This window comes from Pantoea sp. SYBGC1 (assembly GCF_057197005.1).
Genome location: NZ_JBXUNM010000001.1, coordinates 602,087 through 615,018, shown reverse-complemented (window position 1 = coordinate 615,018; position 12,932 = coordinate 602,087). Strand labels below are relative to the sequence as shown.

Sequence of the window (12,932 nt, the reverse complement as noted above, 5' to 3'; positions counted from 1 at the left end):
CTCATCCTCTCGCTGCCAGTGCAACCACGCGCTCATAAGCCTGTCCGCTACGAATCGCGGCAATGGCCCGCTCCGCGTTGTCGCGCAGGTCTTCGTGACCAAACACTTTCAGCAGCATCGCCACGTTAACGGCGACCGCCTGCTCATGTGCGGGCTCTCCTTTACCCTGAAGTAAACGGGTCAGAATGTCACGGTTTTCTTCCGGCGTGCCGCCAGCCAGCGCCTCTTTGTCATGCATGCCAAAACCAAAGTCATCCGGCGTCAGCTGATAACAGGTAATTTCCCCTTCGCGCAGCTCAGCCACCTGCGTAGCGCTGTGCAGAGCGACCTCATCCATTCCGCCGCCGTGAACCACAGCAGCCCGCTGATAGCCGAGCACCTTCAGCGTTTGCGCGATGGGCAGCACCAGCTCCGGGCTGTACACCCCGATCACCGCCAGCGGCGGTCGCGCCGGGTTGATCAGCGGGCCGAGCACGTTGAACAGCGTGCGCGATTTCAGCTGCTGACGCACCGGCATTGCGTGGCGAAAACCGGTATGGTACTGCGGCGCAAACAGGAAACAGACATTGAGATCGTCCAGCGCCTGGCGCGCCTGCTGCGCGGGCATGTCCAGATTTATACCGAACGCTGCCAGCAGATCGGAGGAGCCGGATTTACTGGAGACGCTGCGGTTGCCATGTTTGGCCACTTTGAGACCGCAGGTTGCGGCCACAAATGCACTGGCGGTCGAGATATTAATGCTGTTACTGCCGTCGCCTCCGGTGCCGACGATATCAGCAAACGCATAGTCAGGACGCGGGAAGGGTTTGGCATCAGCCAGCAGCGCCGATGCAGCACCGGCTATCTCCTGTGGCTGCTCACCGCGCACTTTCATGGCAATCAGCGCCGCAGCCAGCTGAGTGGGCTCCAGCTGACCGGTAATAATGGCGCTGAACAGCTGGTGGCTCTCCGCCTGGCTCAGCGTTTGCGCCTGATACAGTTTTTCCAGAATAGTTTGCATCTTTATCTCCCTGTTACTGCGCCAGCGCCCAGGCCAGCGTCTGCTCAAGCAGGCGTGCGCCCTGGGTGGTGAGAATCGATTCAGGATGGAACTGAAAGCCGCAGACGCGATCGGCATCATGCCGCACGGCCATGACCATGCCGTTGTAGCTGGCGTTAACCGTCAGCTCAGCGGGCGTATTACTCCCCACCAGCGAGTGATAGCGTGCCACCGGCAGCGGATTACTCAGGCCGCTGAACATCGCGCTGTCGTCATGCTCCACCGCAGACGCTTTACCATGCAGAATTTCACCCGCCTGGCCCACGTGGCCGCCGTACGCTTCAACGATAGCCTGATGACCCAGACAGATACCGATAATCGGCAGCTGCCCGCGCAGCGCCTGCAGCAGGGCTGGCATGCAGCCCGCATCCGCCGGCGCGCCAGGACCGGGTGACAGCATCAGCACCGGATTTTCCATCTGCTGCAGCCGCGCAATCAGCGTCTCAGCCGGCACGCTGTTGCGGAAGATAACCACGTTGTGACCGAAGCTGCGCAGCTGATCCACCAGGTTATAGGTAAACGAATCGATATTATCGAGCAGCAGGATATCAGCCATCAGAACATCTCCTTGCAGTGGTGCGCGGTTGCGATAGCGCGCAGAACTGCGCGTGCTTTGTTGCGGCTTTCATCCGCTTCAGCCTGCGGGATGGAGTCCAGCACCACGCCGGCACCCGCCTGCACGGTAGCCACACCTTCTTCAACCCAGGCGGAACGGATCACGATGCAGGTATCGAGATCGCCGGTCGCCGTGAAGTAGCCCACGGCACCGCCGTAACTGCCGCGCCGCGTGCCCTCTTTTTCAGCAATCAGCTGCATGGCGCGTACTTTGGGCGCGCCGCTCAGCGTGCCCATATTCATACAGGCGCGGTAGGCGTGCAGGACATCCAGATCGTCACGCAGCGTGCCTACCACGCGGGAGACCAGATGCATAACAAAAGAGTAGCGGTCAACTTTGGTCAGATCGGCAACGTAACGGCTGCCGGGTTGGCAGATACGGGCAAGATCGTTACGCGCCAGATCCACCAGCATCAGATGTTCGGCCAGCTCTTTATGATCGGTACGCATCTCCAGCTCGATACGGCTGTCGAGATCGCGATCCAGCGAGCCGTCGGCATGGCGGCCGCGCGGGCGGGTGCCGGCAATGGGGTAGATCTCAATCTGGCGCGACTGCGCGTCATACTTCAGCGAGCTTTCCGGTGAGGCACCAAACAGAGCGAACTCCCGATCCTGCATAAAGAACATATAGGGGCTGGGATTGCTGTTTTTCAGCGTTTCATAAGCGGCAAGCGGTGACGGACAGGGTAGCGAGAAACGGCGCGACGGCACGACCTGGAAAATTTCACCGATGCGGATGGCCTGCTGCAGCGACGCCACCACCTCGCAGTAAGCATCATCGCTCTGGCTGGTGCTGAGCGTCATCTGTTCCACGCGCTGCACCGGCAGAGCGGGCGCTGGCTGTGTCATCTGCCCGTGCAGCTGCTCAATACGGCTCTGCAGACGCTGAAACTCACTGGTTGATGGGGTAAACAGGCTCGCCTGCAGGCGGGCTGAACCCTGCTGGTGGTCGATAATCAGCAGCGTTTCTGCCAGATAGAAGCAGTAGTCGGGACAGCGCTGGTCGTTGCGCAGCGCCGGCAGCGCTTCAAAGCCGGCGACCAAGTCGTAAGCAAAGAGTCCGCCCAGCAGCATCGCTTCACGCTCATCGGCAGGTGTATTAATCAGTTGCGGAATCAGACGCAGCGCGTCAAACACCGAGAAAGCTTTTAGCCGTGAATCTTCATCCTGTACCTCATTCGCCGTAGCAAAATGCAGCTCACGGCCATCCGGACGAACGTCGATTTTTACGCTCTCAGGCAGAGCGGCATCCAGCAACGGCAGCAGGGCGCGGCCATTTTCAGAGAGCGCCTGTAAAGTCACGGTCTGACCAAGGGCGCTGATGCGCAGTGCACTATCAACAATCAGCAGGCTTTTCAGATTTTTTTTGCTGTCGATGTCCGCAGACTCAAGCAGCAAAGTGGCCGGACGTGCGCCGCACAGTTGATGAAACACCGCGGCCGGATCTTCGCGATAGGGTGCGTTTCCGGTAATCAACTTCAATGTAGGTTTCGCATTTGCCATGATAATTTCTCTGAAATTCGCTCAAAAAAAAGCCCGCATGGTGGCGGGCTCAGGTATCTGCACAGCAATCAGGCTTGTGCACAATAACGCCACCCGTGACAGGAAGACGTACGCCAGCTATCTGTTAACCGCATTGCTACCTGACTCATGGCAGATACCCACTATGTGTGAACTTGTGTACTAGTTAACTGGTTCGGGCGAAAAATGTCAATACCCTTTCTCAGTTAACAACAAAATCGCTATCATGCCCGCAGATTTTTAGCCGTGCTCCGGAGTTACTTTGTCAGATATCAGCCGTTTCCCGCTTTACGATCTTCACAGCCATACCCGCGCCTCCGATGGATTGCTGACCCCAGCGGCCCTGGTTCAGCGCGCGGTTGATAAGCAAGTTGGCGTGCTGGCCATTACCGATCACGATACGGTCGCGGGCGTTGCTGAGGCGCAGGCGTTTGCACAGGAGCAGAAACTGCCGATAAAAGTGCTGGCCGGTCTGGAAGCGTCCACGCTGTGGGAAAATCACGAAATTCATATCGCCGGCCTGAATATCGATTGCGATCATCCGGCACTCACGGCCTTTCTGGCAGCGCAGCACCAGTGTCGTTATGAGCGGGCGCTGCAGATTGCTGAACGGCTGGAGCGGGCCCGGATCCCCGACGCACTGGCGGGCGCACAGCGGCTGGCACAGGGGGGGGTGATTACGCGCGGTCATTTTGCCCGTTATCTGATTGAACAGGGTAAAGCTGAGAATATGGCGCAGGTGTTCAAACACTATCTGGCACGTGGCAAAACCGGCTATGTGCCACCACAATGGTGTACAATTGAACAAGCTATTGAAGCTATTCATCATTCCGGCGGCGTCGCGGTGCTGGCGCATCCGGGACGCTACGGCCTGTCAGCAAAATGGCTGAAGCGGCTGATTGCCTTTTTCGCACAAGCGGGAGGCGATGCAATTGAGGTGGCACAGTGTCAGCAGCCGCCTAATGAACGCACTCAGCTGGCAGGCTATGCGCGCGATAATCAACTGGCGGCATCGCAGGGGTCCGACTTTCACCAACCCTGTCCCTGGATTGAGCTGGGGCGTAAACTCTGGCTGCCGGGTGGCGTTGAACCCGTCTGGGAGCGCTTTCCCGCTCTGGCCCCCGCTTCAGCTGCCTGAGACAGATGACAAGAGGTTTTTATGAGTCAACGTTTTCACATTCATCCTGATAACCCGCAGCCGCGCCTGATTAATCAGGCGGTGGATTATCTCAATAAAGGCAGCGTCATTGTCTATCCCACCGACTCCGGCTATGCGCTGGGGTGCAGGCTGGAAGAAAAAAATGCGATGGAACGTATCTGCCGTATTCGTCAGCTGGATGGTAACCACAACTTTACGCTGATGTGTCGCGACCTCTCAGAGCTTTCGGTTTACTCTCAGGTCGATAACTCAGCCTTTCGTATCCTGAAAAACAACACGCCGGGTAATTACACTTTTATTCTCAAGGCGACGAAAGAGGTACCGCGCCGCCTGATGAATGATAAACGTAAAACCATCGGGCTGCGTGTACCTTCTCATCCGGTTGCGCTGGCGCTGCTTGAGCGGCTGAATGAGCCGATGATGTCGACATCGCTGATGCTGCCCGGTAATGACTTTACGGAATCCGATCCGGAAGAGATCCAGCACAGCATCGGAAAACTGGTCGATCTGATCCTCGATGGCGGCACGCTGGGGCAGCAACCGACAACGGTTGTCGACCTGACGGAAGACACGCCGGTCGTGGTTCGCGCAGGTGCCGGAGATACGCGGCCGTTTAGCTAATCATCCGGCCGGCCAGGTGTCGTTACGTGACCGGCACCTGGCTGAGATTGCGTTCAAGCCAGCGTTTAAAATCGCCATAGGGAATATAGAGTGACACATCTTTAAGAATCACTTTCCTGCTGCGCCTGTTCGCAATTTCATGACTGTATCCCACAATCACTCCGGCAATGGTTTCATCACTGTTATAGACCGCGCCGCCTGACATTCCCTGAGTCACGCCTGCATTAGACGCCATTGCCATACAGGGTTTTTTATTCCAGCGATTAGTAATAGCGGTGCGCGCCAGATTAACGCCGCTTGATTCAACCGGCATAGCGGAAATAAAACTATAGCCATACATTTTAATCGCTTCGCCGGGCGCGCTGGTGCGAAATCTGGCCAGCGTATCAGGATTGTTTTTGTGATAAATAATCGCGATGTCGCAATAAGGATGATAGGCCTTAACGCGCTGCACAGACGTTTTAGCAACGTGTGCCGCTGTCAGACTATACTCCGGCGTAAGAGGAATGGTTGTACCGAGAACACCTAAACCCAGCACTGTCGGCACGCCTGTCACGCTCATATCAACATGTTCAAGCGCCGCTTTGCTGTATTCAGTCTGTCCAACGGAACAACCGGTCAGCGCCAGCGCGAACAGCGTCGGGCAAAGTACGGTTATTTTCATTGTTACAATCTTCTTTAAGGCGCGTCAGTAACATCCCTGGTGAGGAGAGCAGACACGCTAATTAATTATGTCAGCATGTGCAGGCATATAAACGGGCTACTCTCCGTTAAAACAGCCGTCATGCAGAGTGACGTTAATAATTTGTTATAAACAGCTTCGGGATAATAAATATATTTCTTTGAATCTGAATCTGGCCTGCTGCTTTATTTTACACCGCTTTTATTTATGCACAAATTCAGTGCGCTAATAGATGGTAATAAAACAGAATATAGAGCCTTAAACCAACCTGTAGCGCGAATCATGCGCAAAACCTACTCAGGGCGAGGTGAAATTTTGTTTTAAGCTGGTTGAGTGGATGATTGTGTGGTTTTCGTGAGCGGTGGCACTATTTTTACGGGCAATCGGGGTCTGGACGGTTTTAGCGGACTCATCGCTTTAAAGCGATTTCTGCGGCTGGACTCATCAGACATCAATATAATGAGGGCTTCTTCGTCGCCAGGTCATTGACCAGCCTGTAAATAGCAGAGCGCCAGAGATAACAACGCCTGTCGTCATGAATGGCAAAACCGGCAGAGGCGGGAAAACGCCGGCCGGCTATTATCGGCAGCAAAGTTAAAGGTGTTAACGCAACCTTAGCTGGTGTAAAATCGCAGGCCGTTTGCATCCGGTCAGATTGATGCGCAACGTTAACAGTTTCTGACAGAGGACGTGGTAATCCCGCTGTCATACCCATTCTTACCACGACGCCTGGGAAGGCGACAACGAGGCAGCTCCATGAGCGAAAAATTACAGAAAGTATTAGCGCGCGCCGGTCACGGCTCGCGCCGCGAAATCGAAACCATGATTTCCGCCGGACGCGTCAGCGTAGATGGCAAACTGGCCACGCTGGGCGATCGCATTGAAAATGACAAAAGCCTGAAAATCCGTATTGATGGTCACCTGGTTTCTATTGCCGAGTCCACTACGGAAGTGTGCCGCGTGCTGGCTTATTACAAGCCGGAAGGGGAGCTTTGTACCCGTAACGATCCGGAAGGGCGCCCAACCGTGTTTGACCGCCTGCCACGCCTGCGCGGATCGCGCTGGGTGGCCGTGGGTCGTCTGGACGTTAACACCTGCGGTCTGCTGCTGTTTACTACCGATGGTGAACTGGCTAACCGCCTGATGCATCCAAGTCGCGAAGTTGAACGCGAATATGCGGTGCGTGTTTTTGGCGAAGTGGGTGACGATAAAGTGCGTCTGCTGAGCAAGGGCGTTCAGCTGGAAGATGGCCCGGCTGCCTTTAAAACCATTAAGTTTGCGGGCGGCGAAGGAATTAATCAGTGGTACAACGTTACCCTTACTGAAGGACGCAACCGCGAAGTGCGTCGGTTATGGGAAGCGGTAGGCGTTCAGGTTAGCCGCCTGATGCGCGTGCGTTACGGTGATATTCAGCTGCCAAAAGGCCTGCCGCGCGGCGGCTGGATGGAGATGGAGCTGCCCGCGGTAAACTACCTGCGTAAGCTGGTGGGTATGCCGGAAGAGACCGTCACCAAAGTTGCCGTTGAGAAAGATCGCCGTCGCACAAAAGCGAACCAGATCCGTCGCGCAGTGAAGCGTCACAGCAGCGCCGGCAACACCAGTCAGCGCCGCAGCAGCAAACGCGGCGCCTGATGCCTGTGTGCCGCTGCCCTGCAGCGGCTACCAGTCAATTCCCTGTTGCGCCCGGATGCCGGCATCGAAGGCATGTTTCACCGGGCGCATCTCAGTCACGGTATCTGCCAGCTCCAGCAGGCTCCGGTGGCAGCCGCGTCCGGTAATAATCACGCTTTGCGAAGAGGGACGCTGTTGCAGAGCAACTATCAGCGCCTCCAGATCCAGATAATCCATGCTCACCATATAGGTGATTTCATCGAGGATCACCAGGTCAACATCGCTATCAGCCAGCATACGTTGTGCCTGCTGCCAGACCTGCTGGCAGGCGATCGTATCCGTGCTGCGGCTCTGGGTCTCCCAGGTAAATCCGGTGGCCATTACCTGAAATTCAACCCCGTGCTGCGCCAGCAGATTACGCTCGCCGTTGGGCCACTCCCCCTTAATGAACTGTACCACCGCCACCTTTTTTCCGTGGCCGCAGGCGCGCAGCGCCGTACCGAAAGCCGCCGTGGTTTTTCCCTTACCGTTACCGGTAAACACCATAAGGATACCGCGATGTTCTGTCGCCGCAGCGATGCGCGCGTCGACCTGCTCTTTCAGGCGCTGCTGACGTTGCTGATGGCGATTGCTCATGCGCTGGCCGGGCCCGCTTTACGTCCGGGCTGAGCATCGAAGCTCATGCCCGTTTTACGCCGGCTATCATCACCCATCAGATAGAGATAAAGCGGCATTAAATCGGCCGGGGTCTTCAGCAGGTTTGCATCCTCCTCCGGAAACGCGCTGGCGCGCATCTTTGTACGCGTGCCGCCGGGATTAATGCAGTTTACGCGCAGGGCGTGGTTTTTATACTCATCGGCGAGCACCTGCATCATGCCTTCAGTGGCAAATTTAGAGACGGCGTAAGCGCCCCAGCCGGCGCGCCCGGTGCGGCCTACGCTGGAGGTAGTGAATACCAGCGATCCCGCCTCTGATTTCAGCAACAGCGGCAGCAGAGCCTGCGTCAGATAAAAGGTGGCATCCAGGTTGATCTGCATCACCTCGCGCCAGAGCGCCGGCTCAAGATCGGCCAGCGGAACAATTTCACCCAGAATACCGGCGTTATGCAGCACGCCGTCCAGACGCGGCACGTGCTCAGCAATCTGCGCGGCCAGCTGCTGACATGATTCAGGCGTGGCGGTCGCGAGATCCAGCAGGTATGAGCTGGCGGGCTGCTTGTTAAGCTGATTAATCGCCGCTTCTGTCTGCTGCAGGGTAACGGCGTTACGTCCGAGCAAGACAACGCGGGCGCCGTAGCGGGCATAAGTCAGCGCCGCTTCCCGGCCAATGCCGTCTGATGCGCCGGTAACCAGAATAATGCGGTTTTCGAGTAGATCGCCTTTAGGCTGATAGTGCACAGCAATCTCCTTCAGTCAGTGGTAGAGGTTTCTGGCTTTATGCCTGAATTCGCCAGCCGGTGCAATGCTACAGAGGAGCATTCTGTGCCGCCTGCGGGCTTTTCAGGCGACGAACCGGATTAAAGCGGTTACACTCAGCTGTTAATTGTAATTCACTGTTTAATAAGGCGGCAGAATGGATTTTTTCTCCAGCTATGGGCTCTTCCTGGCCAAGGCTGTCACGGTAGTGATCGCCATTGCGGCCGTAGTATTTATCATACTGAATGCTGCGCTGCGCAAACGTCATCACGCCGGGCAGCTGCAGGTAACGCATCTGGATGATGAGTATCGTCAGATAAAAGAGGATCTGCAGCTGGCTAAAATGAAGCCGCAGGTACAAAAAGTCTGGCTGAAACAGCATAAAAAAGAAGAGAAGCTGAAAGCGAAAACAGAGAAGCGCAACGCAAAAAGCGGCGTAACTGAAACCGCAAAGCCGGTGCTCTATGTGCTTAGCTTCAAAGGCAGCATGGATGCGGGTGAAGTCGCCTCCCTGCGTGAAGAAGTATCAGCGGTACTGGCCGTAGCGCAGCCGGGTGACGAAGTCCTGCTGCGGCTTGAAAGCCCGGGCGGGGTGGTGCATGGCTACGGTCTGGCAGCGTCGCAGCTGCAGCGCCTGCGCGACGCAGGTCTGCGCCTGACTGCCGCCGTAGACAAAGTGGCCGCCAGCGGCGGTTATATGATGGCCTGTGTGGCAGATCGCATTGTCGCCGCGCCGTTCTCCATTATCGGTTCAATCGGCGTTGTGGCGCAGATCCCCAACTTTAACCGACTGCTGAAGCGCAATGATATTGACGTGGAGCTGCATACTGCAGGCCAGTACAAACGTACTCTGACGCTGTTTGGTGAAAATACCGAAGAGGGGCGTGAGAAGTTCCAGCACGATCTGGATGAAACGCATCAGCTGTTTAAGGGCTTTGTGCAGCAGATGCGTCCGTCGCTGGATATGAACCGGGTAGCGACCGGCGAACACTGGTATGGACAGCAGGCGCTTGAACTGGGCCTGATTGATGAAATCGGCACCAGTGATGCCTTGATCATCCGGCACATGGAGCGCTTCACCGTGCTGGGCGTTCAGTATGCGCGTAAGAAAAAGATGATGGATCGTTTTACCGGCAGCGCCAGCCAGGCGGCAGAACGGCTGTTGCTAAAAATCTGGCAGCGTGGTGAAAGGCCGCTGCTGTAACAGAAACCCGGCTCCGGCCGGGTTTTTTATTTAGCGGCTGACGAATCCCATTTACCTCCGCCGGGTTGTGAAACGAATTCCATTTTTACCCCGAATTATCTGACTTTTTTTGACAGCGCATTTTCTCCTTCTATATTACCTGCCATTCTGCTGCCACTTATCTGTGTTCACGCCAGCAGCTGGCGCAAAATTAAACAGAGTGCTATTTAAGTTGCGTATCAGATTTTATCAGGTAGAGTGTGGGCGATTCAGCTTTCAGGGAGTTCACACCAGGATGTGTGATGATGTCAGGCGGAAAAAGTGTAGTTAATCATAAGGTTGCGCACGCCGTTTTTAAACTGAATAGTGGCAGTCCCCGCCAGCTTGAAAATCAGATTGCTGGCAGCAATATTAAACCCACTGGGTTTTGGGGCATTAATCCTCTCCCGTTTATCAGGACGTTTCAATCAGGTAAAGGTACATATGGGTAAAGCACTCGTTATCGTTGAGTCCCCGGCAAAGGCCAAAACAATCAATAAATACCTCGGTAATGACTACGTGGTGAAATCCAGCGTCGGTCATATCCGCGATTTGCCGACCAGTGGTTCAACGACCCGTAAAAGTACTGACGGTGAGAAGGCAAAAACCGGGAAAAAAGTTAAAAAAGATGAAAAGGCAGCGCTGGTCAACCGAATGGGTGTTGATCCGTGGCATGGCTGGGAAGCTGATTATCAGATCCTGCCAGGCAAAGAGAAGGTCGTATCTGAACTCAAGAGCCTGGCCGCTGATGCCGATCATATCTACCTCGCAACCGACCTTGACCGCGAAGGAGAAGCCATTGCCTGGCATCTGCGTGAAGTCATTGGTGGCGACGACAAGCGTTTCAGCCGGGTGGTGTTTAATGAAATCACCAAAAATGCGATTCGCCAGGCGTTTGAGAAGCCGGGTGAGCTGAATATCGAGCGGGTTAATGCCCAGCAGGCGCGGCGTTTTATGGACCGCGTTGTGGGATATATGGTTTCGCCTCTGCTGTGGAAAAAGATCGCCCGCGGTCTCTCTGCCGGACGCGTTCAGTCGGTAGCGGTACGTCTGGTGGTTGAGCGCGAGCGCGAAATCAAAGCGTTTGTGCCGGAAGAGTACTGGGAGATCGACGCAGATTTTGCGACGCCAAAAGGCGATGCGCTGGCGATGCAGGTGACGCATCAGGGCGATAAAGCGTTTCGTCCGGTTAACCGCGAGCAGACGCACGCGGCGGTCGCGATCCTGGAAAAAGCGCGTTATGAAGTGCTGGATCGCGAAGATAAACCGACCAGCAGCAAACCTTCTGCACCTTTTATCACCTCAACGCTGCAGCAGGCTGCGAGCACACGTCTCGGCTTTGGCGTGAAGAAAACCATGATGATGGCGCAGCGGCTTTATGAAGCGGGCCACATTACCTACATGCGTACTGACTCCACAAACCTGAGCCAGGATGCAGTGACCATGGCGCGCGACTATGTCGCCAGCGAGTTTGGCAAAAAATACCTGCCGGATGCGCCGGTGACCTATACCAGCAAAGATAATTCGCAGGAAGCGCACGAAGCGATCCGACCGTCAGATGTCAACGTAAGCGCTGAGCAGCTGAAAGATATGGAAGCGGATGCGCAAAAACTTTACCAGCTCATCTGGCGCCAGTTTGTGGCGTGTCAGATGGTTCCGGCTAAATATGACTCCACCACGCTGACCGTCGGCGCAGCTGACTTCAGGCTCAAGGCAAAAGGCCGCACGCTGCGTTTTGATGGCTGGACGCGCGTTATGCCGGCGCTGCGTAAAAACGATGAAGACAGAACGCTGCCGCCAGTAGCGGTAGGGGAAATACTGGATCTTACCGCGCTGCAGCCGAGCCAGCACTTTACCAAACCTCCGGCGCGATTCAGCGAAGCTTCGCTGGTGCGCGAGCTGGAGAAGCGCGGTATTGGCCGTCCGTCAACCTACGCGTCTATTATTTCCACTATCCAGGATCGTGGCTACGTACGCGTTGAAAACCGTCGTTTTTACGCTGAGAAGATGGGTGAGATTGTCACCGATCGGCTGGAAGAAAATTTCCGTGAGCTGATGAATTATGATTTCACCGCTCATATGGAAAACAGTCTCGATCAGGTAGCCAACAATCAGGCGCAGTGGAAAGGCGTGCTCGACTCCTTCTTCAGTGATTTCAGCCAGCAGCTGGAGCAGGCTGAAAAAGATCCGGAAGAGGGCGGCATGCAGCCGAATCAGATGGTGCTGACCTCAATCGACTGCCCGACCTGCGGTCGCAAAATGGGCATTCGTACGGCCAGTACCGGCGTATTTCTCGGCTGTTCGGGCTACGCCCTGCCGCCAAAAGAGCGCTGCAAGCAGACTATCAATCTGATCCCGGAAAACGAAGTGCTGAACGTGCTGGAGGGTGACGACGCGGAAACCAACGCGTTACGTGCCCGTCGCCGCTGCGTTAAGTGCGGCACCGCCATGGACAGCTATCTGATTGATAACAGCCGCAAGCTGCACGTCTGTGGTAACAACCCGGAGTGCGATGGCTATGAAATTGAGCAGGGCGAGTTTCGCATCAAGGGCTATGACGGCCCAATAGTAGAGTGCGAAAAATGCGGGTCGGAAATGCACCTTAAGATGGGCCGCTTTGGCAAGTACATGGCGTGTACCAACGAAGAGTGTAAAAACACCCGTAAAATCCTGCGCAATGGCGAAGTCGCGCCGCCGAAAGAGGATCCGGTGCCGCTGCCTGAGCTGCCGTGCGAGAAGTCAGACGCCTATTTTGTACTGCGTGACGGAGCAGCCGGCGTTTTCCTTGCGGCTAACACGTTCCCGAAATCGCGCGAGACCCGTGCGCCGCTGGTGGAAGAGCTGAAGCGCTTCGCTGACCGTCTGCCGGAAAAGCTTAAATATCTGGCAGAGGCACCGGCAGCCGATCCGGAAGGAAATAAAACTCTGGTGCGTTTTAGTCGCAAGACAAAACAGCAGTACGTTTCGTCTGAAAAAGAGGGTAAAGCCACCGGCTGGTCAATGTTCTATATTGACGGCAAATGGCAGGAAGCAAAAAAATAACTCTC

At 55.6% G+C, this 12,932-nt stretch carries 9 protein-coding genes and 1 pseudogene; 5 read left to right on the top strand and 5 right to left on the bottom strand.

The annotated features are described in order from the left end of the window. Position 1 precedes the first annotated feature (1 nt). A pseudogene (gene trpD / locus AC2CF9_RS02850) lies at positions 2-1,595 on the bottom strand (bifunctional anthranilate synthase glutamate amidotransferase component TrpG/anthranilate phosphoribosyltransferase TrpD). Beyond that, complete coding sequence (locus tag AC2CF9_RS02845) at positions 1,595-3,157, bottom strand: anthranilate synthase component 1 (protein WP_484556215.1); 1,563 nt, start codon at positions 3,155-3,157, stop codon at positions 1,595-1,597. The pseudogene trpD and the gene AC2CF9_RS02845 overlap by 1 nt, the downstream one beginning before the upstream one ends. Positions 3,158-3,437: 280 nt before the next feature. On the opposite strand from AC2CF9_RS02845, the gene rnm reads away from it, so the two are divergent. Both rnm and AC2CF9_RS02835 read left to right on the top strand, forming a co-directional pair. Then, complete coding sequence (rnm, locus tag AC2CF9_RS02840; protein ID WP_150016234.1) at positions 3,438-4,313, top strand: RNase RNM; 876 nt, start codon at positions 3,438-3,440, stop codon at positions 4,311-4,313. A 21-nt stretch (positions 4,314-4,334) separates the two neighbouring features. Next, positions 4,335-4,955, top strand: coding sequence for an L-threonylcarbamoyladenylate synthase (locus AC2CF9_RS02835; protein ID WP_039384591.1), 621 nt, complete (start codon positions 4,335-4,337; stop codon positions 4,953-4,955). 22 nt (positions 4,956-4,977) lie between these two features. Here AC2CF9_RS02835 and AC2CF9_RS02830 read toward each other — a convergent pair whose 3' ends face one another. Next, the gene (locus tag AC2CF9_RS02830) at positions 4,978-5,619 is read right to left on the bottom strand and encodes a serine protease (protein WP_150016233.1); all 642 of its coding nucleotides are present in this window, start codon (positions 5,617-5,619) and stop codon (positions 4,978-4,980) included. A gap of 774 nt (positions 5,620-6,393) precedes the next feature. On the opposite strand from AC2CF9_RS02830, the gene rluB reads away from it, so the two are divergent. Beyond that, the gene (rluB, locus tag AC2CF9_RS02825) at positions 6,394-7,269 is read left to right on the top strand and encodes a 23S rRNA pseudouridine(2605) synthase RluB (RefSeq protein ID WP_484556214.1); all 876 of its coding nucleotides are present in this window, start codon (positions 6,394-6,396) and stop codon (positions 7,267-7,269) included. Positions 7,270-7,296: 27 nt separating this feature from the next. Here rluB and cobO read toward each other — a convergent pair whose 3' ends face one another. Then, positions 7,297-7,884 carry a cob(I)yrinic acid a,c-diamide adenosyltransferase gene (gene cobO, locus AC2CF9_RS02820; protein WP_484556213.1) on the bottom strand — a complete coding sequence of 196 codons (588 nt, stop codon included), beginning with the start codon at positions 7,882-7,884 and terminating at the stop codon, positions 7,297-7,299. Then, positions 7,881-8,645, bottom strand: coding sequence for a YciK family oxidoreductase (locus AC2CF9_RS02815; RefSeq protein WP_150016230.1), 765 nt, complete (start codon positions 8,643-8,645; stop codon positions 7,881-7,883). Before AC2CF9_RS02815 ends, cobO begins: the two co-directional genes overlap by 4 nt. Before the next feature lie 175 nt (positions 8,646-8,820). Between AC2CF9_RS02815 and sohB the strand changes: the two genes are divergently transcribed. Both sohB and topA read left to right on the top strand, forming a co-directional pair. Then, a complete protein-coding gene (gene sohB, locus AC2CF9_RS02810) occupies positions 8,821-9,867 on the top strand; it encodes a protease SohB (protein ID WP_150016229.1) in 1,047 nt (348 codons plus the stop codon). A gap of 462 nt (positions 9,868-10,329) precedes the next feature. After that, positions 10,330-12,927 (top strand): type I DNA topoisomerase, encoded by a 2,598-nt coding sequence (topA, locus tag AC2CF9_RS02805; RefSeq protein WP_150016228.1) that lies wholly within the window; start codon positions 10,330-10,332, stop codon positions 12,925-12,927. The last annotated feature ends 5 nt before the right edge of the window (positions 12,928-12,932 follow it).

Bases quoted from the DNA above. Each gene is read 5' to 3' on its own strand.
- AC2CF9_RS02845 (WP_484556215.1), bottom strand. From the start codon at position 3,157: ATGGCAAATGCGAAACCTACATTGAAGTTGATTACCGGAAACGCACCC.
- AC2CF9_RS02835 (WP_039384591.1), top strand. From the start codon at position 4,335: ATGAGTCAACGTTTTCACATTCATCCTGATAACCCGCAGCCGCGCCTG.
- AC2CF9_RS02830 (WP_150016233.1), bottom strand. From the start codon at position 5,619: ATGAAAATAACCGTACTTTGCCCGACGCTGTTCGCGCTGGCGCTGACC.
- rluB (WP_484556214.1), top strand. From the start codon at position 6,394: ATGAGCGAAAAATTACAGAAAGTATTAGCGCGCGCCGGTCACGGCTCG.
- cobO (WP_484556213.1), bottom strand. From the start codon at position 7,884: ATGAGCAATCGCCATCAGCAACGTCAGCAGCGCCTGAAAGAGCAGGTC.
- sohB (WP_150016229.1), top strand. From the start codon at position 8,821: ATGGATTTTTTCTCCAGCTATGGGCTCTTCCTGGCCAAGGCTGTCACG.
- topA (WP_150016228.1), top strand. From the start codon at position 10,330: ATGGGTAAAGCACTCGTTATCGTTGAGTCCCCGGCAAAGGCCAAAACA.